The organism is Cedecea neteri NBRC 105707 = ATCC 33855 (genome assembly GCF_001571265.1).
GTDB classification, from domain to species: domain Bacteria; phylum Pseudomonadota; class Gammaproteobacteria; order Enterobacterales; family Enterobacteriaceae; genus Cedecea; species Cedecea neteri.
Genome location: NZ_BCTL01000065.1, coordinates 1 through 23,020, shown reverse-complemented (window position 1 = coordinate 23,020; position 23,020 = coordinate 1). Strand labels below are relative to the sequence as shown.

At 56.6% G+C, this 23,020-nt stretch carries 20 protein-coding genes and 1 tRNA gene; 12 read left to right on the top strand and 9 right to left on the bottom strand.

Annotated elements, in window-relative coordinates; all coding sequences use genetic code 11:
* Positions 1 to 125 precede the first annotated feature (125 nt).
* Genes hpxZ through CNE01S_RS21790 form a run of 4 tightly spaced genes read right to left on the bottom strand, consistent with a single transcriptional unit; the run spans position 126 to position 3,666 of the window.
* Positions 126 to 509: an oxalurate catabolism protein HpxZ gene (hpxZ, locus tag CNE01S_RS21805; protein ID WP_061278493.1), complete on the bottom strand. Its 384-nt coding sequence runs from the start codon at positions 507 to 509 to the stop codon at positions 126 to 128.
* Positions 510 to 1,886 (bottom strand): AtzE family amidohydrolase, encoded by a 1,377-nt coding sequence (locus tag CNE01S_RS21800; RefSeq protein ID WP_061278491.1) that lies wholly within the window; start codon positions 1,884 to 1,886, stop codon positions 510 to 512.
* Positions 1,883 to 2,071 (bottom strand): oxalurate catabolism protein HpxX, encoded by a 189-nt coding sequence (hpxX, locus tag CNE01S_RS21795; protein ID WP_061278488.1) that lies wholly within the window; start codon positions 2,069 to 2,071, stop codon positions 1,883 to 1,885. Before hpxX ends, CNE01S_RS21800 begins: the two co-directional genes overlap by 4 nt.
* 11 nt (positions 2,072 to 2,082) lie before the next feature.
* On the bottom strand, positions 2,083 to 3,666 hold the full coding sequence (locus CNE01S_RS21790; RefSeq protein WP_061278486.1) for a gamma-glutamyltransferase family protein: 1,584 nt from the start codon (positions 3,664 to 3,666) through the stop codon (positions 2,083 to 2,085).
* Positions 3,667 to 3,787: 121 nt separating this feature from the next.
* Between CNE01S_RS21790 and CNE01S_RS21785 the strand changes: the two genes are divergently transcribed.
* From CNE01S_RS21785 to hpxK, 3 genes are all read left to right on the top strand, one after another.
* Positions 3,788 to 4,627, top strand: coding sequence for a MurR/RpiR family transcriptional regulator (locus CNE01S_RS21785; RefSeq protein ID WP_061278494.1), 840 nt, complete (start codon positions 3,788 to 3,790; stop codon positions 4,625 to 4,627).
* A gap of 186 nt (positions 4,628 to 4,813) precedes the next feature.
* Entirely contained in the window at positions 4,814 to 6,055 is a 1,242-nt protein-coding gene (locus CNE01S_RS21780; protein WP_061278484.1) for a pyridoxal-phosphate-dependent aminotransferase family protein, read from the top strand.
* Positions 6,055 to 7,314: an allantoate amidohydrolase gene (gene hpxK / locus CNE01S_RS21775; RefSeq protein ID WP_061278482.1), complete on the top strand. Its 1,260-nt coding sequence runs from the start codon at positions 6,055 to 6,057 to the stop codon at positions 7,312 to 7,314. Before CNE01S_RS21780 ends, hpxK begins: the two co-directional genes overlap by 1 nt.
* 31 nt (positions 7,315 to 7,345) lie before the next feature.
* Here the strand turns inward: hpxK and CNE01S_RS21770 are convergent, their stop codons facing one another.
* Both CNE01S_RS21770 and fadE read right to left on the bottom strand, forming a co-directional pair.
* The gene (locus tag CNE01S_RS21770) at positions 7,346 to 8,113 is read right to left on the bottom strand and encodes an amidohydrolase (RefSeq protein ID WP_038475342.1); all 768 of its coding nucleotides are present in this window, start codon (positions 8,111 to 8,113) and stop codon (positions 7,346 to 7,348) included.
* 96 nt (positions 8,114 to 8,209) lie between these two features.
* On the bottom strand, positions 8,210 to 10,654 hold the full coding sequence (gene fadE / locus CNE01S_RS21765; RefSeq protein WP_061278480.1) for an acyl-CoA dehydrogenase FadE: 2,445 nt from the start codon (positions 10,652 to 10,654) through the stop codon (positions 8,210 to 8,212).
* Between the two features lie 229 nt (positions 10,655 to 10,883).
* Between fadE and lpcA the strand changes: the two genes are divergently transcribed.
* Positions 10,884 to 11,465: a D-sedoheptulose 7-phosphate isomerase gene (gene lpcA / locus CNE01S_RS21760; protein WP_061278478.1), complete on the top strand. Its 582-nt coding sequence runs from the start codon at positions 10,884 to 10,886 to the stop codon at positions 11,463 to 11,465.
* Positions 11,466 to 11,520: 55 nt separating this feature from the next.
* Positions 11,521 to 12,288, top strand: coding sequence for a class II glutamine amidotransferase (locus tag CNE01S_RS21755; RefSeq protein WP_061278476.1), 768 nt, complete (start codon positions 11,521 to 11,523; stop codon positions 12,286 to 12,288).
* Here CNE01S_RS21755 and dpaA read toward each other — a convergent pair.
* A complete protein-coding gene (gene dpaA, locus CNE01S_RS21750; RefSeq protein ID WP_039300629.1) occupies positions 12,259 to 12,999 on the bottom strand; it encodes a peptidoglycan meso-diaminopimelic acid protein amidase in 741 nt (246 codons plus the stop codon). The genes CNE01S_RS21755 and dpaA overlap by 30 nt on opposite strands.
* Positions 13,000 to 13,290: 291 nt before the next feature.
* Between dpaA and dinB the strand changes: the two genes are divergently transcribed.
* On the top strand, positions 13,291 to 14,346 hold the full coding sequence (gene dinB / locus CNE01S_RS21745) for a DNA polymerase IV (protein ID WP_061278473.1): 1,056 nt from the start codon (positions 13,291 to 13,293) through the stop codon (positions 14,344 to 14,346).
* Between the two features lie 121 nt (positions 14,347 to 14,467).
* Here the strand turns inward: dinB and pepD are convergent, their stop codons facing one another.
* Positions 14,468 to 15,925, bottom strand: coding sequence for a beta-Ala-His dipeptidase (pepD, locus tag CNE01S_RS21740; protein WP_061278471.1), 1,458 nt, complete (start codon positions 15,923 to 15,925; stop codon positions 14,468 to 14,470).
* Positions 15,926 to 16,180: 255 nt separating this feature from the next.
* On the opposite strand from pepD, the gene gpt reads away from it, so the two are divergent.
* The 3 genes from gpt (at position 16,181) to crl (ending at position 18,619) form a co-directional block, all read left to right on the top strand.
* On the top strand, positions 16,181 to 16,639 hold the full coding sequence (gene gpt, locus CNE01S_RS21735; RefSeq protein ID WP_008457349.1) for a xanthine phosphoribosyltransferase: 459 nt from the start codon (positions 16,181 to 16,183) through the stop codon (positions 16,637 to 16,639).
* Positions 16,640 to 16,912: 273 nt separating this feature from the next.
* Positions 16,913 to 18,160: an esterase FrsA gene (frsA, locus tag CNE01S_RS21730; RefSeq protein WP_061278469.1), complete on the top strand. Its 1,248-nt coding sequence runs from the start codon at positions 16,913 to 16,915 to the stop codon at positions 18,158 to 18,160.
* 57 nt (positions 18,161 to 18,217) lie between these two features.
* Entirely contained in the window at positions 18,218 to 18,619 is a 402-nt protein-coding gene (crl, locus tag CNE01S_RS21725; protein WP_045781448.1) for a sigma factor-binding protein Crl, read from the top strand.
* A 55-nt stretch (positions 18,620 to 18,674) separates the two neighbouring features.
* Here crl and ompC read toward each other — a convergent pair whose 3' ends face one another.
* Positions 18,675 to 19,772, bottom strand: coding sequence for a porin OmpC (ompC, locus tag CNE01S_RS21720; protein ID WP_061278467.1), 1,098 nt, complete (start codon positions 19,770 to 19,772; stop codon positions 18,675 to 18,677).
* A gap of 298 nt (positions 19,773 to 20,070) precedes the next feature.
* Here ompC and proB point away from each other — a divergent pair, with 298 nt between their 5' ends.
* From proB to CNE01S_RS21705, 3 genes are all read left to right on the top strand, one after another.
* Positions 20,071 to 21,174 carry a glutamate 5-kinase gene (gene proB, locus CNE01S_RS21715; protein WP_039290547.1) on the top strand — a complete coding sequence of 368 codons (1,104 nt, stop codon included), beginning with the start codon at positions 20,071 to 20,073 and terminating at the stop codon, positions 21,172 to 21,174.
* A gap of 11 nt (positions 21,175 to 21,185) precedes the next feature.
* On the top strand, positions 21,186 to 22,439 hold the full coding sequence (gene proA / locus CNE01S_RS21710) for a glutamate-5-semialdehyde dehydrogenase (RefSeq protein WP_061278465.1): 1,254 nt from the start codon (positions 21,186 to 21,188) through the stop codon (positions 22,437 to 22,439).
* A 111-nt stretch (positions 22,440 to 22,550) separates the two neighbouring features.
* Positions 22,551 to 22,626 (top strand) — tRNA-Thr (locus CNE01S_RS21705).
* Positions 22,627 to 23,020: the final 394 nt, after the last annotated feature.

Genomic DNA, 23,020 nt, shown 5'->3' with positions numbered 1-23,020 from the left:
AGTGACGGTGACTCCCCTAAGACGTTCACCTGTATGGTGGCAACATATGAAGCGGTATTTGAGGTGAACGGAACACGGCATGGGCTTTCATAAACATAAGATTTTTATAGTGCAGAAACAGACTATCACCCCATTAAACTCACATGCGCCGCCACAATCTTCCAGCCAGACGCAAACCGGACCCAGGTCTGCATCTGGCGGCCAATCTTATTGCTGCCTTCTCGCGTAAATTCTGTGCTCGCCACAGCGAGGTCGTCGCTGAAGGTGGTGATAACGGTATTTCTCAACTGGCGATCCAGCCCCTTCGGCGAACGCCCGTTGCGGAAAGCGCGGATCTGCTCGATACCATACAGGTTTTCCGTCGCGCCAAAACGAACGGTGCGGGCATCCTCCCAAAACAGCTCATCCAGCACGGCGACGTCGTTGGTAATCAGCGCCTGCTCATAGCGATAAAATGCCGCAGTGACTTCATTTAAAACGGCCGGGCGGTCAATATTATCTCGCATCATTTAACTTACCTTTGTCTGTAAAATACCCTGAATTTCCAGTTGCCGTGCGGCTTGCAGGCAAACGTCTTCCCGCCACGGCGCGGCAATTAATTGCACGCCAATCGGTAAACCACTGGCCGCGATCAGCGGGGCGCTGACGACCGGCAGTCCGAGGAAAGAGATCGGCTGCGTCAGGATCCCCATACTGGCCTTCACCGGGATCTCCTGCCCGTTAATATGCATGGTTTGCTGGCCGATAAGCGTGGCGCTGCAGGGCGTGGCGGGGGCAATAAGCAGATCAAAATGGTCAAACAGCGGCAGCGTGCGATCGCGGAACCAGGCCCGGAAGCGCTGAGCCTGGGTATACCAGGCCGACGGGGTCATGGCCCCGGCCAGCAGGCGTTCGCGCGAATTAGGTTCGAAGCGTTCAGGACGGGTACGCAGGGCAGGCAGGTACTGATTGCCCCCTTCGGCGGCGGTCAGCAAAAAAGCCGCCGAGCGGGCGAGATCGGCTTCCGGCATAGAAACCTTTTCCGAGGCCTGGAGCGCTTTGGCTACCCGGCTAACGGCCTCTTTCGCATCTGCGTCACACCAGCTTTCGAAGAAGCCATCGAGCACCGCCACGCGAAGCGGCGTATCACGATCAAGCGCTGTATAAACGTGCTCAATGGCGCGGGAGGCCTGAAAAGGATCGCTGCCGTCATAGCCTTGCAGCACATCGTAAACCGCCGCGACATCCTCCACGCTACGAGCCAGCGGGCCGATATGGTCGAGGCTGGCGACAAAAGGATGGCTACCGCCGCGCGACAGGCGACCAAAGGTCGGCTTCAGGCCCACGAGCCCGCAAAGTGAGGACGGGACGCGAATTGAGCCGTTGGTGTCGGTGCCAAGGGTGAAATTCACCATTCCGGCGGCGACGGCGGCGGCCGATCCACCGGAAGAGCCACCCGCAATGCGCGTAAGATCGTGCGGGTTTTTGGTGGCGCCGTAATAACTGTTTTCCGTGGTGAAGCCGTAGGCATAGGCATCCATATTCAACGCCCCGCTAAGCATTCCCCCCGCTTTTTGCAGCTGCGCAATGGCAAAGGCATCGTCAGATGCTGCCGGTTGCCCGGCAAACAGCTCTGCGCCTGAAAGGGTTGTTGTCCCTTTAATATCGAAAAGATTTTTTACCGCGTAAGGCACACCCGCCAGCGCAGGCAGAGGACTGCCGCTGGCAATCAGTTGGTCAACCGAGGCCGCCTCCTCCAGCAGACGATCCTGTGTGACTTCGGTAAAAGCATTAAGCTGTGGGTTTCGCTGTTCAATTTTTGCCAGCGTTTGTTGGGCCAGCTCGGTGGCCGAAAAAGCCTTGTCCCGCAACCCATGCTGGATCTGGCGGATAGAAAGGGCGGTCATAATGTATAGACTCCGGCAGTTTCCTGGCGGTCGGCAAGCGGGAAGGCCATCAGCGGTTCAGCCATGGCCGCAATGCGTGCCAGCTGAAACACCAGCTCTTCACGGCGCTCGTCGGTCAGCGGCACGGCAAGCAACTGCTCCATCAGGGTTATGTAGTGCTGCCAGTCAAAAGAAGGTTGGGTCATTCGCATTTTCCTCAAAAGCCTGCGGCGCTGCCGTTGCTGCGTGGATCCCACGCACCTTCGAGCATGCCATTGGTATGTCTGACGATGGCGCCGGCGTGGCCGACGATCTCGCTAAAGGCGGGGACTGTTTCTACCTCATGCCCCAGAGCCTCAAGTGCGGTTACGGTGTCGGGGCTGAAGCGGTTTTCAAGCTTAAGGCTGTCGGAAACTTGCCCCCAGGTGCGGCCCAGCAGCCAGCGCGGGGCACAAATCGCCTCCTGTAAATCGACCCCCTGCAGCACATAGCGGGTAAAGATTGTCGCCTGCGTCTGCGGCTGCCCGTCGCCGCCCATCGAGCCGTAAACCAGCGTTCTGCCGTCGGCGAGCCTGGCCGCCGCCGGGTTCAGGGTGTGGAAGGGTTTTTTACCCGGTGCCAGCGCCAGCAGATGCTCTGGGTCGAGGCTGAAAGACGCCCCGCGGTTTTGCCACAGCACGCCGCTTTTGGGCAGCACAACGCCGCTACCAAACTCGTGGTAAATACTCTGGATAAACGACACGGCCAGGCCGTTACCGTCGATAACGCCCATCCAGACCGTGTCGCCGGGGCCTTTGCCTTTGCCCCAAGGGGCGGCACTTTGGTCATCGATTTTCGCGGCCAGCAGGTCCAGTTCTTCGGGATCTAACAGGTTTTGTATTGAGGTAGCGATCTGGCGCGGGTCGGTGATATGCGTGTCGCGCAGCGCAAAGGCTTTTTTAGTGGCCTCCACGATGCGATGTATGGTCTGAACTTCACTGGCGTTTGCCATCGACAGGCGGTCGGTAATGCCGAGGATAGCCAGCGATACCAGCCCTTGCGTTGGTGGCGCGAGATTAAAAATCTCACCAGCCTGGTGCTCAAGCCTAAGTGGTTTGGTACGCGTTGCCCGGTGAGCCGCCAGATCGGCCGCTGTGACAGGCAGCCCCAGTTCGGCCAGTTCTTCGGCAATGAGTGAGGCCAGCGGGCCACGATAGAAACTGTCCAGGCCTTCAACCGTCATTCGCGTCAGGGTCGTGGCCAGCCGGGGCTGCGTGAAACGACTCCCGGTGGCGGGGACTTCACCTCGCTGCAGGAATGTATCGGCAAAGCCGGGGACATCAACCAGCTCGGCGTACTTGCTTTGCGTCGCATTCGCCTGAGAGGCGGTGACCGGGATCCCGTCCGCCGCATAGCGAATAGCATCGGCCATCAGGCGGGAAAGCGGCATCTGCCCGCCGCCAAGCTCCGATGAGACTTTCAGCGCTTCTGCCCAGCCGCTCAGCGTGCCGGGCACGGTCAACGCGGCGCGAGTGCCGCGATGGGGAATGGCGCGTTCTCCCCGGTAGAAATCCAGTGACGCCAGGGAACCGGCAGCCCCGCTGGCGTCGATGGCGACAGGTTCTCCCTCAGGCGGAACAATCAGCCAAAATCCGTCCCCGCCTATACCGTTCATATGGGGATAAACCACCGCGATAGCTGCGGCAGCGGCAACCATCGCTTCAATAGCATCGCCGCCGTGACGCAGAACGGAGAGCGCGCTTTCAGAGGCAAGATGATGGGGTGTCACCACCATGCCACCGGGTGCCATATTGCTTTGCATATTTTTCTTCTCTTGCAGGAATTCCGCTCGGGTAGGGAGTCAGAAGCAAGAGATGTTCCAGGTTGACGAGGATCGTTTCACTGTGTCAGGCTTTGATGAAACAAAAGTTACAGGAGTCAGCATGAAACAGTTAGACGAGCGTTTACGGGCGTCATGGGCGCTCTTTTCCCCGCAGGAACAGCGCGTGGCCTCGTTCATCGTTGACCATTTTGATGACTTGATCAGCTACAACAGCGCCGAGCTGGCGCGGCTTTCAGGCGTGTCCAAGGCCACCGTAAGCCGCCTGTTTAAACGCTTAGGCTATGAACGCTACAAGGATATGCGCGAAGAGCTACGTACTCTGCGCCAGAGCGGTATGCCGCTGACGGAAAACCGTGATGCCGTGCAGGGCAATACGCTGCTGGCACGCCATTACAAGCAGGAAATGGCCAACCTCACCCAGTTGGTGAATCAGCTGGAGGCGGGCCCTTTTGCCGAAGTGGTCAATGCCCTTGTGAACGGGAAACGCCTATTTATCATTGGGATGCGAAACTCCTGGCCGGTGGCGGTGCACTTACGCCAGCAGCTTTTGCAGGTGCGCAGCGGCGTACATCTACTCCCGCAGCCGGGGCAGACGCTGGCGGAAGAGCTGGTGGATATCGGCCCGGAAGATTGCGTGGTCACCGTGGCGTTTCGCCGGCGGCCGCGCATTATCAAGCCGCTGCTCGCGAGCCTGCAGCAGCGAGGTATACCGCTGGTAGTGCTTAGCGAGCCCGGTTCGGCGGGGCTGAACACCCCTTCTGGCTGGCATTTGAGCGCGCCGCTCGATAGCGTTTCAGCGTTCGACAGCTACAGCAGCGCCATGAGCCTGGTGAATTTACTGGCTAACGCGGTGCTGCATGAATCATTGACCAGCGGGCGTCAGCGTATCCATAATATCGCTGAATTGTATACAGAGCTGGACGAGCTCGAACAGCGTTAACGCCCTTCGCTGGTGCAGATGCACATTTCGGGTGAGCCAAAAGAGTTCATCGCTTTTACCTGATCCTTTTTTCCGCGCTGGCCATGACGCCGTCAGCCGGAGAAAATTTTGCCTGCGGCTGGCACATTAGTTGCAAAAGAGGATTATAAGAATCTTTTGTTTCAATCTCAGACTCAAGGAATCGCCATGTTTGATATTCAGCAGTTTCCCCAGATCAACCCGCCGCACCGCTTGCTGATGGGGCCTGGCCCGATCAACGCCGATCCACGAGTGCTGCGTGCTATGGCGAGCCAGCTTATCGGCCAGTACGACCCGGTGATGACGGGCTATATGAATGAGGTGATGGTGCTGTACCGTGAGCTCTTCCGCACGAAAAACAAGTGGACGATGCTGGTGGACGGCACTTCCCGCGCCGGGATCGAGGCCATTTTGCTGTCGGCTATTCGCCCTGGCGATAAAGTGCTTGTGCCCGTGTTTGGCCGCTTTGGCCACCTGCTGTGTGAGATTGCCCGCCGCTGCCGTGCCGAAGTGCACACTATCGAAGTGCCGTGGGGTGAAGTATTCAGCCCACAGCAAATCGAAGATGCCATCAAAGCGGTGAAACCTCGCTTGCTGCTGACCGTGCAGGGCGATACTTCCACCACGATGCTGCAGCCGCTGGCCGAACTCGGCGAGATCTGCCGCCGTCACGGCGTGCTGTTTTACACCGACGCCACGGCATCGTTTGGTGGGAATGAACTGCTCACCGATGCCTGGGGGCTGGATGCCGTTTCTGCCGGGCTGCAAAAATGCCTCGGTGGCCCGTCAGGTAGCTCACCGGTAACCCTTAGCCCGCAAATGGAAGAGGCCATTCGTCGCCGCAAATGCGTAGAAGAAGGCATTCGCACCGCGGCCCATCAGGACGGTGACGAAGAGATGATCTACTCCAACTACTTCGATCTGGGCATGATCATGGATTACTGGGGGCCGGAGCGCCTGAACCATCACACCGAAGCTACCAGCATGCTGTTTGCCGCCCGCGAGTGCGCCCGAATCATTCTCGAAGAAGGTCTGGATGCCGGTATCGCCCGCCACGAGCTGCACGGCAGGGCGATGGTGGCGGGGATCCAGGGCATGGGGCTGGAAACCTTCGGCAACCTTGAGCATAAGATGAACAACGTCCTTGGCGTAACGATCCCGGCTCAGGTTCACGGCGAAGAGGTTCGCAAGCTCCTGCTGGAAGACTTCCACATCGAGATAGGCACCTCCTTTGGCCCGCTGCAGGGCAAAATCTGGCGCATTGGCACCATGGGCTATAACGCCCGCAAAGATTGTGTGCTGCAAACGCTCGCCGCGCTGGAAGCGGTACTTAACCATCTCGGATTTAAAAGCGTGCAGGGTGAAGCCATGCAGGCGGCGTGGAACGTTTACGCGCAGGGTGCCCGCTAATGGTCGCGCCGCTTATGGATGTGAGTTATGCAGAGATTGCCGCCCAGCGTGTTATGGACAGGGCCGACCAGCTGGCCGCCATCAGCGAAAACGCGGGCCACCTGACCCGCGTTTATCTTTCGGTGCAGCATCTGCGGGCGAATCAGCTGGTGGCCGGCTGGATGGAGCAGCTCGGCATGACGACCTGGCAGGACGCGGTTGGCAATATTTGTGGGCGTTACGAGGGCAGGCAAGAAGGCGCGGAGGCTATTTTGCTGGGCTCTCATCTTGATACGGTGCGCAATGCCGGCCGCTACGATGGGATGCTCGGCGTGCTGTGTGCTCTGGAAGTTGTCGCGTACCTCTATCAGCACAATATCCAGCTCGAACAGGCCATCGAGATTGTCGGCTTTGGCGATGAAGAGGGTACCCGCTTCGGGGTCACCCTGCTGGGAAGCCGGGGAATTACCGGTAGTTGGCCAGAACATTGGTTGAGCCGGGAAGATGCCAGCGGCGTCAGCGTGGCACAGGCCATGATCCTCGCCGGTCTGGATCCCACGCGAATTGCCAGCGCGGAGCGGCCAAAAAGCGATTTCAGCGCCTATCTGGAACTGCATATTGAACAGGGACCGGTGCTGGAAGAGCAGGGGCTTGCGCTGGGCGTAGTCACAGCTATTAACGGCGCCCGCCGCCTGAACTGCAGTTTTACCGGCCATGCAGGCCATGCCGGGACGGTGCCGATGGCGCTGCGCAAAGATGCGCTGGCCGCCGCTGCCGAGTGGATGACTTTTATTGAGTCGACAACGCGTTACTCTGGTCCCGATGAAGTCGCCACCGTGGGAACGTTAAGCTGCGCGCCGGGCGCGGTGAACGTCATTCCCGGCGACGTTCAGCTTACGCTGGATATTCGCAGCCCGCGTGATGAAAGCCTGAAGGCTTTACTGGGCCAACTTCTCGCCGAAGGAGAGGCGATAGCTGCCCGGCGCGGCATGCGCTTTAGCGCGGAAGAATATTACGCCATTCCGGCCACGCCTTGTGATGAATCGCTCCAGGCGACGTTAACGCAGGCTGTCAGCGAAGTTCAGGGGCGCAGCCTTTCGTTGCCTAGCGGCGCAGGGCACGACGCAATTGCCATTGCCGAACGCTGGCCGAGCGCGATGCTGTTCGTTCGCTGTGAGAAGGGCATTAGCCACCATCCGGCGGAATCGGTGACTGAGGGCGATGTGTCGCTTGCTGTTCAGGCTTTTACTCGCGCCGTTACGTTGCTGGCTGACAAATAAAAAACCGGCCTGAACGGGCCGGTTTTTCTGACTACAAACTGAAAGGATCGGCGTCTTGCCACGCCGGGAATTTCTCCCGGTACTCCCGCAGTGCAATCAGCGAAAGATCGGCATCCAGTCTTGCCGCCTGGTGCGGCTCGGCGCTGGCAAGGATCTCGCCCTGCGGGCTGATGATCCGGCTGTCGCCACGATAATGGTGGCCGTTGCCGTCGGTGCCCACGCGGTTGCAGCCTGCGACATAAGCCTGGTTCTCAATGGCACGCGCCTGCAGCAGGCTTTGCCAGTGCAGCGAACGCGGCGCTGGCCAGTTGGCGACGTACAGCGCCAGATCATAATCGTTGCGGTTACGTGACCACACCGGGAAGCGCAGGTCGTAGCATACCAGCGGTAAAATTCGCCAGCCGCGCCACTCAATAATCACGCGCTCCTCCCCGGCCTGGTAATGGTGATGTTCATCCGCCATGCGGAACAGGTGGCGCTTATCGTAGAAGTGAACTTTGCCGTCCGGCTGAACCAGCAGGAAGCGGTTCACCGGCCCGCGTTCGGTTTGCAGGGCAGCGCTGCCGGCGATCATCGCCTGGGTTTGCTGAGCTTTGAACTGCATCCAGTCAATCACTTCCTGTTCCGGCATCGACTGCACGGCGGCTTCCATTGCAAAGCCGGTGGTGAACATCTCGGGCAGAATAATTAAGTTACGCCCGCGCACGTCCTCCAGCAGTACATCGAAGTGACGCAGGTTTGCGGCACCGTCCATCCAGACGAGCGGTTGTTGCAGAACGGAAACTTTCAGACCAGACACAATCGGCAGCCTCTTAGCGGAATATTTCTTTCACTGTAGCACGAGAAAACGTGATTTTGTTGGCAATAAAAAACCCCGCTTTCGCGGGGTTAATGGTTAAGCGGCTTCAACCTTTCTGTGCTTTTCCGGCACTTTCACCGGCTGTGTTGCCAGCGCCTCCGGATCAAACTCATCCACGTTGATGCTGCGCAGGCGGCTTGCTTCTGCTTTGGTCAGAATCGCGGCCTCATCGGCGGTGATTTTACCTTCGGCCAGCAGCTGTTTAGCCAGCTCATCCAGGCGAGTGAACGGCAGATTACGCTTCAGCTCTTTGCAGACGCGCTGGTGAATCGGCTCGGCGGCCATGATATCCAGCAGCGCGGCTTCCAGCAGGCCAGCAGGGTTATGCTCGCTCGGCGTCAGGTACTGACCGCGACCAATACGCGAACGGGTTGCGGACGGCACCTGCAGGATTTTCGCCAGCTTGTGGTCCAGCACGTCAGATGGTGCTTCGTAACGGCGGCCCAGCGGGAAGATAACCAGGCGCAGCGTACCGGCCACAAAGCGGTTCGGGAAGTTACGCAGCAGGTCATCAATCGCCTGTTCGGCCTGGAACAGCGCATCCTGCACGCCCCAGTGAACCAGCGGCAGATCGGCTTCGTTACGGCCTTCATCTTCGTAGCGTTTCAGCACCGCAGTCGCCAGGTAAAGCTGGCTCAGCACATCACCCAGGCGAGCGGAGATACGCTCCCGACGCTTCAGGCTGCCGCCCAGCACGGCCATGGATACGTCCGACAGCAGCGCCAGGTTTGCGCTCAGGCGGTTAATGTACTGGTAGTAGCGTTTGGTTGCATCGCGGGTTGGTGTGCTGCTGCCCAGGCCGTTGGTCAGGCCCAGCCACAGGCTGCGCATTTTGTTGCTGCCCACGTGACCGATGTGTTTAAACAGCAGCTTATCGAAGGCATTCACGTCGTTATTCTGCGCGGCAGCCATCTCTTCCAGCACGTATGGATGGCAGCGAATTGCCCCCTGGCCGAAGATTATCATGCTGCGGGTCAGAATGTTGGCGCCTTCAACGGTGATGGCAATCGGCGCGCCCTGGTAAGCACGGGCCACGAAGTTACCGTCGCCGAGCATAATGCCTTTCCCGCCAACGATATCCATTGCATCAAGAATGGCGCGCTGGCCGCGATGGGTACAGTGGTACTTCACAATCGCTGACAGCACGGCAGGCTTCTCGCCGAGCACGATGCCGTAGGTAATCAATGACGCGGCTGCATCCATCACGTAGGCGTTACCGGCGATGCGCGCCAGCGGCTCTTCAATCCCTTCCATTTTACCGATAGAGATTTTGAACTGGCGGCGGATATGAGCGTAAGCGCCCGTTGCCATCGCCACGGTTTTCAGGCCGCCGGTGGCGTTAGATGGCAGGGTAATGCCGCGACCTACGGACAGACATTCAACCAGCATGCGCCAGCCCTGGCCGGCCATTTTCGGGCCGCCGATAATAAAGTCGATCGGCACAAAGATGTCTTTCCCACGGGTTGGACCGTTCTGGAACGGCACGTTCAGCGGGAAGTGGCGTTTGCCGATTTCCACACCCGGAGTATGGGTTGGGATCAGCGCACAGGTAATGCCGAGGTCTTCTTCGCCGCCGAGCAGGCGTTTCGGGTCAGACAGTTTAAATGCCAGGCCCAGCACGGTGGCAATAGGCGCCAGAGTGATATAGCGTTTGTTCCAGGTCAGGCGCATCCCGAGCACCTGCTCGCCCTGCCATTCGCCCATGCAAACCACGCCGCTATCAGGAATAGCACCGGCATCAGAACCGGCTTCCGGGCTGGTCAGCGCGAAGCAAGGGATCTCCTGACCGCGCGCCAGGCGTGGCAGGTAGTGATCTTTTTGCTCTTCGGTGCCGTAGTGTTGCAGCAGTTCGCCCGGGCCTAAAGAGTTAGGCACGCCGACGGTAATCGCCAGGATCCCGGAAACGCCGGACAGTTTTTGCAGCACGCGAGCCTGAGCATAGGCAGAAAACTCGAGGCCGCCGTACTCTTTCTTGATGATCATCGCGAAGAAGCGATGCTCTTTCAGGTAGGCCCACAGCTCAGGAGGCAGGTCGGCCAGCTCATGGGTTATCTGGAAGTCGCTTGCCATGCGGCACGCTTCTTCAACTGGGCCATCAATAAACGCCTGTTCCTCTTCGGTCAGCTTTGGCTGCGGATAGTTATGCAGTTTTTGCCAGTCAGGTTTGCCGCGGAACAGATCGCCTTCCCACCAGGTCGTCCCGGCGTCGATAGCTTCTTTTTCCGTGCGGGACATCGGCGGCATCACTTTGCGGAAGCCACGGAAGACCGGTGCGGAAATCAGCGATTTACGCAGCGGCGTCACCAGCAGCGGCACCAGAATCACCGCCAGCGGAACCAGCACCCAGAAAGACCAGATGCCAGCGAAGCCCAGCGCGGCGGTCCACGCGAGCAGAATCACGCTGCTAAGCAGCAGATTTGCCTGGTGATAGAACAACACACCCAGCAGTACAACGGTAAGGACAATGCTTAAAATCAACATAAAGAAAGCTCCCTTGCTTGTAGGAGGTCTGACCACTTGTGATGTATTGGTTGTAGTGGATGTTGCTTTCTTTAGCAATGTGTTTACAAAATAATTACAACCTTGCTCACATTGTTGCCGCACTTCCGGGGAAAACCCCGGCTTAACACGCGGGGTTACGCTTCTCGCTTTCGGCGCTATCCGGTACACTGCGCGATGTGAAATTCACTCAAACCTCAAGGACCTCCTCATGTACCAGGATCTTATTCGTAGTGAGCTAAATGAAGCGGCGGAAACGCTAACTAACTTCCTTAAGGATGAAGCCAACATTCATGCCATCCAGCGCGCAGCCGTGCTGCTGGCAGACAGTTTCAAAGCGGGCGGCAAAGTACTGTCCTGCGGGAACGGTGGCTCACACTGCGATGCTATGCACTTTGCGGAAGAGTTAACCGGTCGCTACCGTGAAAACCGCCCGGGCTACCCGGCGATAGCGATTTCTGACGTGAGCCACATCTCCTGCGTCAGCAACGATTTTGGCTACGACTATGTCTTCTCTCGCTACGTTGAAGCCGTTGGCCGCGAAGGCGACGTGCTGCTGGGGATCTCCACTTCCGGCAACTCCGGCAACATCATCAAAGCGATTGAAGCTGCCCGCGCGAAAGGCATGAAAGTCATTACCCTGACCGGTAAAGACGGCGGCAAAATGGCCGGTACGGCTGACATCGAAATTCGCGTGCCGCACTTCGGTTATGCGGACCGTATTCAGGAAATTCACATCAAAGTGATCCACATCCTGATTCAGTTAATCGAAAAAGAAATGGTTAAAGCTTAGCCCGTAATGCCCCTGCTCCTCCCGGAGCAGGGGCATTCGTTGTGGGAGAGAAGAGATGTGCGAACTGCTCGGGATGAGTGCTAACGTACCGACGGATATCTGCTTTAGTTTTACCGGACTGGTGCAGCGCGGAGGCGGAACTGGCCCCCATAAAGACGGATGGGGTATTACCTTCTACGAAGGGAAAGGCTGTCGCACCTTTAAAGATCCGCAGCCGAGCTTTAACTCGCCCATCGCCCGCCTTGTCCAGGACTATCCGATTAAATCCTGCTCGGTCGTGGCTCATATTCGCCAGGCGAACCGTGGCAAAGTGGCGCTGGAAAATACCCATCCGTTCACTCGCGAACTGTGGGGCCGCAACTGGACGTATGCCCATAACGGGCAGCTAAAAGGCTATCGCATGCTGGAGACGGGAACGTTCCGTCCGATTGGTGAAACGGACAGCGAGCAGGCGTTTTGCTGGCTATTGCACAAACTCACGCAACGTTACCCGCGCACGCCGGGCAATATGGAAGCGGTATTCCGCTACATTACTGAACTGGGCGCAGAGCTAAGAGAGAAAGGCGTGTTTAACATGCTGCTGTCGGACGGGCGCTACGTGATGGCGTTTTGCTCGACGAACCTGTTCTGGATCACCCGCAGAGCGCCGTTCGGCGTAGCTAAGCTGCTGGATCAGGACGTGGAAATTGATTTTCAGGAAGAGACCACACCGAACGATGTGGTCACGGTCATTGCGACTCAGCCGCTGACCGCCAACGAAACCTGGCACAAAATTGAGCCAGGCAAGTCGGCGTTATTTTGCCTCGGTGAGCTTGTAGTTTGACGCCAGCTGCGGCTGAACCGGCGTCATCACAGCAGGTTTGCTGATGACGTAGTTTCCGCTGACCACGGCCACACCCGGTGGCTGATGGTTAGCCGCGAAGTAGTCGTAGCCTGGCTTCAGCTCTTTCCAGAAGTTGATGTAAGTGGAGTACTTATGGCGTTCCATATTGGCGTCGGTCATGCGGAACGGGAAAATACTCACCTGAACGCGCGGCTGGCCGAACACTAAAGCGCCGGTGACAAACTGGAAAATTTCGTCAATGCCGGAGTCTGTCATGGCGTAGCAGCCAATCGACACGCAGGCACCGTGAATCATCAGGTATTTCCCTTCATAGCCGTGAGCGCGGTCAAATTCATTCGGGAAACCGATATTAATGGCTTTATAGAAGCGGCTATCCGGTTTTAACTGACTGCGATCAACGCTATAAAATCCTTCCGGACTTTTAAAATCGCCCTGACGCTGTTTTGGCCCCAGGCCGCCGGAATAGTTACAGATACGGTAGCTATTGAGCAGCTGATACTGCTCGCCCATCTTCACCCAAAGTTCCAGGGTGCGTTCTTCTTTAAAGATTTGAATATAAACCGGGGAGCCCATGAGCTGCTGTCTGCTATCTTTGCCGACAGGGGCGGCAACACCGCTGCTATTAAGCAGGCTGGCGAAAGAGAAAAACGGCATAGAGAGCATCGCAATAATCAGTGCGATCTTACGCATACTGCTTGATTCCTTGATAAAACTGCAACTAACAGCCAGGACGGCCAAAGGGACCCGAAATCAGAAAATTCTGTACAGGATTGCGCTCACATTAGCATCGTGGCTAATTTTCGCAAGCGTCAGACGCGGGCGTTTACATATTTTATTGGAATCAATTGGAGTTTTTGCGGTGTGTCACTTTATGCTCATCGCGACGCCACTCGCTGGGGGGATTCGTCGGCCTGCGACAATTTCCTCATTCTTAAAATTAGCTGTATACTTATCCAGTGTTATTTTTCTGGTTGAGTGAGCATGCGCAAAATCATTCATGTCGATATGGACTGCTTTTTTGCCGCCGTTGAGATGCGTGATAATCCGGCCCTGCGCGATATCCCGCTGGCTATCGGTGGCAGCGCCCAACGGCGAGGCGTGATCAGCACTGCAAATTACCCCGCCAGAAAATACGGCGTGCGCAGTGCGATGTCGACCGCGATGGCGCTAAAACTCTGCCCGCACCTCACTTTACTGCCGGGCCGGTTCGACGCCTATAAAGAAGCCTCCAACCACATTCGCGAAATCTTCTCCCGCTATACCCCGCTCATCGAACCCTTGTCGCTGGATGAAGCTTATCTGGACGTCACCCACTGCGACCGCTGCCAGGGCTCGGCGACGTTAATTGCCCGTGAGATTCGGCAGGCTATCTCCGACGAGCTAAACCTTACCGCCTCGGCGGGCATCGCGCCGATTAAGTTTTTGGCGAAGATTGCCTCCGACCTCAATAAACCGAATGGCCAGTATGTGATTACGCCCGAGCAGGTGCCGGACTTTTTAGCGACGCTGCCGCTCGGGAAAATTCCCGGCGTGGGCAAAGTAACGGTGGCAAAGCTGGAAACGCTCGGCCTGCGAACCTGCGCCGATGTGCAAAATGCGGACCTGGCAATGTTGTTAAAGCGCTTCGGCAAATTTGGCCGGGTACTTTGGGAACGCAGCCAGGGCATTGATGAGCGGGAGATCAGTAACGATCGCCAGAGAAAGTCGGTGGGTGTAGAGCGGACCCTGGCGGAAGATATTCACGAGTGGCATGAGTGCGAAGAGATTATCGAACGCCTGTACCCTGAGCTTGAGCGGCGGCTGGCCAAAGAACGGGCCGATCTCCGCATCGCCCGGCAGGGCATTAAGCTCAAGTTTAATGACTTTCAGCTAACGACCCAGGAGCATGTCTGGCCGAAGCTGAATAAAGAAGATCTGATCGCAACCGCCCGTAAAACCTGGGAGGAGCGGCGGGGAGGGCGCGGCGTTCGGCTGGTGGGGCTGCACGTCACCCTGCTCGACCCGCAGCTGGAGAGGCAGCTGCTGCTGGGGCTGTAAACAAGACCCTCATACCGGTCTTTTCCCTGGAAGGGATAAGGGGAAAAACAGGAGTGCCACGGAAAGTAAGGCGAACAAAGAAAATTCCCTCTCCCTTTTAGGGAGAGGGTGAGGGTAAAACTTACTTCGCCGGAATCGCCTTCAGTAACTCGGTCAGCAGCGTCCAGTACTGGCCAACGCTCTCAATATGCACCTGCTCGTCCGGGGAGTGTGGGCCGGTAATGGTTGGCCCGATGGAGACCATGTCCATCTCCGGGTACGGCTTTTTGAACAAACCGCATTCCAGACCAGCGTGGATAACCATAATGTTCGGGGTTTTGTTGAACAGCTTCTGGTAAGTCTCACGTACCAAAGCCATCACCGGAGACTTAGCGTCCGGCTGCCAGCCTGGATAGCTGCCTTTCGCCACGGTTTTCGCTCCGGCCAGCTCGCCCAGTGATTCCAGCACGCTAACCACGTAGTCTTTACCGGAATCGATCAGGGAGCGAATCAGGCAGATAATTTCCGCGCTGTCGTCGCTCATGGTCACGACGCCCGCGTTCAGGGAAGTCTCAACCACGCCTTTCACCTCGTCTGAATTACGGATCACGCCGTTTGGCGTCGCGTTCAGCAGGTGCAGGAAAGTATCGCGAGTTTTAGCGGTCAGCGCCTGTTTGTCGGAGCTTGTGGCTTCCACCAGAACGGTAATGTTCTTCTCTACCGCAGACAGCTCGTTTTTCAGAACGGCCAGGTAATCGTTAGCCGCGGACTTCAGCTCGGCGGCTTTAGCCGCAGGCACGGCCAGCGTGGCGAAGGCTTCGCGTGGGATCGCGTTACGCAGGGTGCCGCCATTCAGATCGAGCAGGCGAATGTCCAGCCCGGCTGTGTGAGCCAGCAGGAAGCGAGCCAGCAGCTTGTTGGCGTTACCCAGGCCCAGATGGATATCTGCGCCGGAGTGGCCGCCTTTCAGCCCTTTGATGGTCAGCTTGAAGGTGTCAAAACCAGCCGGAACGGCTTCACGCTGCAGCGGCAGCGTAGTGATGAAGTCGATACCGCCCGCGCATCCCATGTAGATCTCACCTTCCGTTTCGGAGTCGGTGTTGATCAGGATATCTGCCTGCATCCAGCTGGCTTGCAGGCCAAATGCACCGTCCATCCCGGCTTCTTCAGTCATGGTCAGCAGCACTTCCAGCGGGCCGTGTGCCACGCTGTCGTCAGCCAGTACCGCCAGCGCGGACGCCATACCGATGCCGTTGTCTGCGCCCAGAGTGGTGCCGCGTGCTTTGATCCACTCGCCGTCGATGTACGGCTGAATAGGATCCTTAGTGAAGTCGTGCACGGTGTCGTTGTTTTTCTGTGGCACCATGTCGAGGTGCGCCTGGAGCGCCACAGGTTTGCGGTTTTCCATGCCCGGCGTGGCGGGCTTACGAAGCAGGATGTTACCCACCTGGTCGCGTTCTACGTGCAGGCCTTTTTCTTTTGCCCAGGACAGGATGTGTTCCGCCAGCGCTTCTTCGTGATAGGACGGGTGCGGAATAGAACAGATTTTGGCAAAAATATCCCACAGCGGCTGTGGCGATAATTGAGACAATTCAGACACGTTGAGTCTCCCTGGAGTCATTTTTTTGGCTTACCGGTCACGTTTTTGGCCGGGTTCATTTACACCACAAGCACGGCTTGCGCGATGTCCTGAGAATACCACTTTCTTTTGTTGCGTGAAGGTTGAATACGAGCAAAATCGGCTGCCAATAGCCCGCAGTACTGGTTTTTAGTGCGTCAGATCTCTATAATCTCGCGCAACCAAAACTCCTTCGAATACTTTTTAAGCCGTTTTTTACAGGCCGGGATACTTCACATGAGCGAAAAATACGTCGTCACCTGGGACATGTTGCAGATTCACGCCCGCAAACTGGCGCAGCGTCTGCTGCCAGCCGAACAGTGGAAAGGCATTATTGCCGTTAGCCGTGGTGGCCTGGTGCCGGGCGCGCTGCTGGCTCGTGAATTGGGTATTCGCCATGTTGATACCGTTTGCATCTCCAGCTACGACCACGACAACCAGCGTGAGCTGACCGTGCTGAAGCGTGCGGAAGGCGACGGTGAAGGCTTCATCGTAATCGATGACCTGGTAGATACCGGCGGTACCGCAGTTGCGATTCGTGAAATGTATCCGAAAGCCCATTTCGTCACCATCTTCGCCAAACCAGCCGGTCAGCCGCTGGTGGACGATTACGTGATTGATATCCCGCAGGATACCTGGATTGAGCAGCCGTGGGATATGGGCGTGGTGTTTGTGCCGCCGTTGGCCGGCCGTTAATCTCCCCAGGATTTGCATTGATTTACGCCCGGCATAGCCGGGCGTAATCGTTTTGACAAAGAGGAAAAAAACGTGGTTTTTTCCTCTTTGTGGTTATCAGGCGAAAATCAAAAATTGATTTTCCTTATTTATTGTTTTGTATCCTCTTTAGCTTCTTCACTTATTTGAGATTTGTCATTTATTTGGCACCCGGCATAGCCGGGCGTTTGTGTTATTTAGGCCGTATCAGGCTACAATAGCGACGTTTCTCGTATTCATGGAGGCAGTGAAACGATGTCGCAGGCCAACCTAAGCGAAACCCTCTTTAAGCCAAGATTCAAACACCCAGAGACTTCCACGCTGGTGCGTCGTGCGCGGCATACAGTGGCGCCGGCGATTCAGTCCGCGCTGGACGGCAAAAATGTTCCTCACTGGTATCGCATGATCAACCGCCTGATGTGGATCTGGCGTGGGGTCGATCCGCGTGAAATTCTTGAAGTCCAGGCACGGATTGCCTGCACCGAGGCTGAACGTACCAACGACGAGCTGTTTGATACCGTGATGGGCTACCGCGGGGGAAACTGGATCTACGAATGGTCGAAGCAGGCGATGCTCTGGCAGCAGCGCGCAGGCCAGGAAACGGACGAGGAGAAAATCGGCAAATGTTGGCTGCAGGCGGCGAACCTTTACAGCATTGCGGCGTACCCGCATCTGAAAGGGGATGCGCTGGCGGAGCAGGCCCAGGTGCTGGCTAACCGGGCTTATGAAGAGGCCGCGCCCCGGCTGTCCGGTGGGCTGCGCGAGCTTGAATTTCCGATGACCGGCGGCGGTACCATCAGCGGCTTCCTGCATATGCCTAAAGGGGCGGAAGGGCCATTCCCGACCGTGCTGATGTGCGGCGGCCTTGATGCCTTGCAGAGTGATTATTACAGCCTGTTTGAGAAATATTTTGCCCCGCAGGGCATCGCGATGCTGACTATCGACATGCCGTCAGTCGGTTTTTCTTCTAAGTGGAAACTGACTCAGGATTCGAGCGTACTGCATCAGCACGTACTCAAGGCGCTACCGAATATTCCGTGGGTTGACCACACCCGCGTCGCAGCATTTGGCTTCCGTTTTGGCGCCAATGTTGCCGTGCGCCTGGCCTACCTCGAAGCCCCACGTCTGAAAGCTGTCGCCTGCCTTGGACCGGTGGTTCACGCCCTGCTGAGCGACCCACAGCGCCAGGCCAACGTGCCGGAAATGTATATTGACGTGCTGGCGAGCCGCCTGGGAATGACCAGTATCTCCGACAGCGCGCTGAGCGTGGAATTGAACCGCTACTCCCTGAAAACGCAGGGCTTGCTCGGCCGCCGCTGCCCAACGCCAATGCTATCCGGTTTTTGGGAGAATGACCCGTTCAGCCCGGAAGAAGAATCCCGTTTAATCACTTCGTCATCTGCCGACGGCAAATTACTCCAGATCCCGTTTAAGCCGGTGTATCAAAATTTTGACAAGGCGCTGCAAGAAATTACCGGTTGGATGAAACAAAGATTACGTTAAATATTTGCTAAATTACGACGGTTTGCTAAAACAGTTGCTTCACAACAGGAGATCGTAATGACGTTACCGAGTGGACACCCGAAAAGTAGACTGATCAGAAAGTTCGCCTCGCTTGGCCCGTACATCCGGGAAGAGCAGTGTGAAGACAACCGTTTCTTCTTCGATTGCCTGGCGGTGTGCGTTAACGTAAAGCCCGCACCGGAGAAACGTGAGTTTTGGGGATGGTGGATGGTGCTGGAAGCCCAGGAAAAGCAGTTTACCTACACCTGGCAATTCGGCCTGTTTGATAAAGACGGCAAATGGACGGCCACCCCGGCAAAAGATAAAGAAGTGGATGAAAAACTGGAGCAGACGCTGCGCGGCTTCCACGGACGCCTGAAAGATTTACTTGCCAGCCTTGAACTTGGGCTGGTGCCTGCCGAGAACTTTGCGGAAAAGCCGCTTAAACTCTCCGCCTGAAAATAAAAAATCCCCGTCAGCCTGACGGGGATTTTTTTGTCCGCAGTATCGCGAATTAGAACTGGTAAACCAAGCCTACCGCAACCACGTCGTCGTTGTTCAGTTTCAGCTTGTTGTTGTCGCTCAGCTGGTTGATTTTGTAATCAACGAAGGTAGACATGTTTTTGTTGAAGTAGTAAGTCGCTGCTACGTCGATGTATTTCACCAGATCAGCATCGCCCACGCCTTCAATATCTTTCGCTTTAGACTGCACGTAACCGATGGATGGACGCAGGCCGAAGTCGAACTGGTACTGAGCAATGGCTTCGAATGCCTGGTTTTTGTTAGCGAAACCGCTCACTTTGGTGGACACGCCGTTGATGATGGAAGTCCCGCTCAGCACGGTCATGTTGCTGGTTTCAGCGTAGATAGCGGCCAGGTAAACGTTGTTTTTGTCGTATTTCAGACCGGTAGTCCAGGCTTCTGCTTTGTCGCCTTTACCGAACGCACCAGTTTTCTGCAGGTTGGTACGGCTAGAGTTCGCGTACGCAGCCCCTACGCTCAGACCTGTGTCAGCGATGTCGTAAGACAGGCTGGTGCCGAAGCCGTCGCCGTTCTGTTTGGACGTATCACGACCGTCGTTCTGGTTTTTGCCCTGGTATTGCAGAGCCATCTTCAGGCCGTCAACCAGACCGAAGAAGTTGTTGTTGCGGTAAGTGGCCACGCCGTTAGTACGACCGGTCATGAAGTTGTCGGTTTTAACGAAAGAATCGTCGCCGAACTCTGGCATCATATCGGTGTAAGAGGCGATGTTATACAGCACGCCGTAGTTACGACCGTAGTCGAAGGAGCCAAAGTTACCGGCTTTCAGGCCAGCAAATGCCAGACGAGTTTTTGCTGCAGTTGGATCACCTTCAACTTTGTTGCCGGCAATCTGGTATTCCCACTGACCGAAACCGGTCAGCTGGTCGTTAATCTGGGTTTCGCCTTTGAAGCCGAAACGAGCGTAGGTTTGGTCACCATCAACGCTGTTGTTATCGCTGAAGTAATGTTCGGCTTTTACGCGTCCGTACAGGTCCAGCTTGTTGCCGTTCTTGTTATAAACTTCAGCTGCCTGAGCCGCAGAAGCCGCCATGATGCCCATTACCACTAATGCCAGTGTGCTCTTTTTCATTTGTTATCCCAAGAATGATGAACGCTTGCAAAATTGTTCTGGGAGTCGGGCTCCCGCTAAAAACAGGAAGGGTTTTATCGTTCTCAGATTAAAGATTTATGACAAATTAGGAGAAAGATTAAATAAACGTAATAAAGTTTATATGTCATAAAAATGTAAAATATATCCGCTATCGTCAGCGATCCTTTCTCGCTGATTAACCCTTTTCCCACGCCGCCTGTTGGCAAGCCGCGCGACTCCTGTTACAACGTCATCTGGCTTTTTAATTTCCCCTTTTTTGTAGAAACGGCAGAGAATCATGAGTGACAGCCAGACGCTGGTCGTAAAATTAGGCACCAGCGTATTAACCGGTGGCTCCCGCCGCCTGAACCGCGCCCATATTGTTGAACTGGTTCGCCAGTGTGCCCAGCTGCACGCGGCGGGGCATCGTATTGTGATTGTGACCTCCGGGGCGATTGCCGCCGGACGTGAACACCTTGGCTACCCCGAACTCCCCGCCACCATCGCGTCCAAGCAGCTGCTGGCCGCGGTAGGGCAAAGTCGCCTGATTCAACTCTGGGAACAGCTGTTCTCTATTTACGGCATTCACGTCGGGCAGATGCTGCTCACCCGCGCCGATATGGAAGACCGCGAACGCTTCCTTAATGCTCGCGACACGCTCAGAGCGTTGTTAGATAACAACATTGTGCCGGTCATTAATGAAAACGACGCCGTGGCGACGGCGGAAATCAAAGTCGGCGATAACGACAACCTATCCGCCCTGGCCGCGATTCTGGCCGGGGCCGACAAGCTGCTGTTGCTCACCGACCAGCAGGGCCTGTATACCGCCGACCCGCGTAATAACCCGGAAGCGGAACTGATCAAAGAAGTGCATGGTATTGACGATGCGCTGCGCGCCATTGCCGGCGACAGCGTTTCCGGCCTTGGCACTGGCGGCATGGGCACCAAGCTCCAGGCGGCCGACGTGGCCTGCCGCGCGGGTATCGACGTGATCATCGCCGCAGGCAGCAAGCCTGGCGTCATCGGCGACGTAATGGCCGGTAACTCCGTCGGCACTCGCTTCCACGCGCAGCAATCTCCGCTGGAGAACCGCAAACGCTGGATCTTTGGCGCTCCGCCAGCCGGGGAAATCACCGTGGATGACGGCGCATTGTCCGCTATTTTGGAGCGCGGCAGTTCGTTACTGCCTAAAGGTATTAAAAGCGTGAGCGGCAATTTCTCCCGTGGCGAAGTCATCCGCATTCGCAGCCTGGAAGGGCGCGACATCGCCCACGGCGTTTGCCGTTACAACAGCGACGCGCTGCGCCGCATTGCCGGGCATCATTCCCAGCAGATCGACGAAATCCTCGGCTATGAATACGGCCCGGTGGCCGTGCATCGCGACGACATGATTGTTAATTAAGGAGCAGATAAATGCTTGAACAAATGGGCAAAGCGGCAAAAGAGGCCTCTTACCAGCTGGCACTGCTCTCCGGGCGCGAAAAAAACCGCGTGCTGGAAAAAATTGCCGACTACCTTGAAGCGCGTTCGGAGCAGATCCTGACCGCGAACCAGCAGGACGTAGACGAGGCGCGTAAAAGCGGCCTCAGCGAAGCCATGCTCGACCGCCTGCAGCTCACCCCGGCCCGCCTGAAGGGCATCGCCGATGATGTACGCCAGGTGTGTAGCCTTGCCGACCCGGTAGGGCAGGTGATTGACGGCGGGCTGCTGGGCAGCGGGCTGCGCATTGAACGCCGCCGCGTGCCGCTCGGCGTGGTGGGCGTGATTTATGAAGCGCGCCCGAACGTCACCGTAGACGTCGCCTCGCTGTGCCTGAAAACCGGTAACGCGGCCATTCTGCGCGGCGGGAAGGAAACCTGGCGTACCAACAACGCCACGGTGGCGGTGATCCAGCAGGCGCTGGAAGAGTGCGGCCTGCCGAAAGCGGCGGTCCAGGCGATTGAAAACCCGGATCGTGCGCTGGTTACTGAAATGCTGCGCCTCGATCGCTACATCGACATGCTGATCCCTCGCGGTGGCGCGGGCCTGCATAAACTTTGCCGCGAACAGTCGACGATCCCGGTGATCACCGGCGGCATCGGCGTGTGCCACATCGTGGTGGACGACACTGCCGAGTTTGAACCGGCGCTGAAAATCATCGTCAACGCCAAAACCCAGCGCCCGAGCACCTGCAACACGGTGGAAACGCTGCTGGTGCACCAGGCAATTGCCGACAGCTTCCTGCCTGCGCTGAGCAAGCAAATGGCCGAGTCCGGCGTGACGCTGCACGCGGACGAGAAATCTCTGCCTGTGCTGCAAAACGGCCCGGCGGCGGTGGAAGCGGTGAAAGAGGCGGACTACAACGACGAATGGCTGTCGCTGCACCTGAATGTGAAAGTGGTGGCGGATCTCGATGATGCCATCGCCCATATTCGCGAGCATGGCACCCAGCATTCGGACGCGATCCTGACCCGCACGCTGCGCAACGCGAACCGCTTTATTAACGAAGTGGATTCCTCTGCTGTGTACGTCAACGCCTCCACCCGCTTCACCGACGGCGCCCAGTTCGGCCTTGGCGCAGAAGTGGCGGTCAGCACTCAGAAGCTGCACGCTCGAGGCCCGATGGGGCTTGAAGCCTTAACCACCTACAAGTGGATCGGCTTCGGCGACGACACGATTCGTGCGTAATTGAAAGCAGGGTGATGCAAAAACCAGCAGTCAGTTTGATAAGTGGTTGACGCATCACCCAATCTTCCTTACCCTTTTACACCGCAGCCACGCTCGTGGCGCGTCCTGAAAGCCGATATAGCTCAGTTGGTAGAGCAGCGCATTCGTAATGCGAAGGTCGTAGGTTCGACTCCTATTATCGGCACCATTAAAATCAAATGGTTATAATTTTTCTTTCCATCAAATTTCGCTAATCCCTTTCTCGCGTACTTACTGGCGTACTTGTTTGGCATGATATGAAATAGCGAGCATAACGTGCCCGCTCTAAACTTGAATCAAACCTTGCGAACGTTCATCGCATCTCTATTGGTGGATGAATCTCAATCGTCAACAATGACTTAAGCGTTTCTGGTAACCATGTAGTGTCTGATTCTTTGTACAGATTGCCGTACCGGTGAGGTCTTTAACATTGCGTGGAAGGCTGATGCTTTCGAAAAGGGAAGTACACACCCGTGAGAGGCTGAAACAGGTATTGAACGTTACGTTCAGCTATCGACGCAGGTGAAATAATCAGTAAGTCGGAAGGTCACTAAAAGTGAATG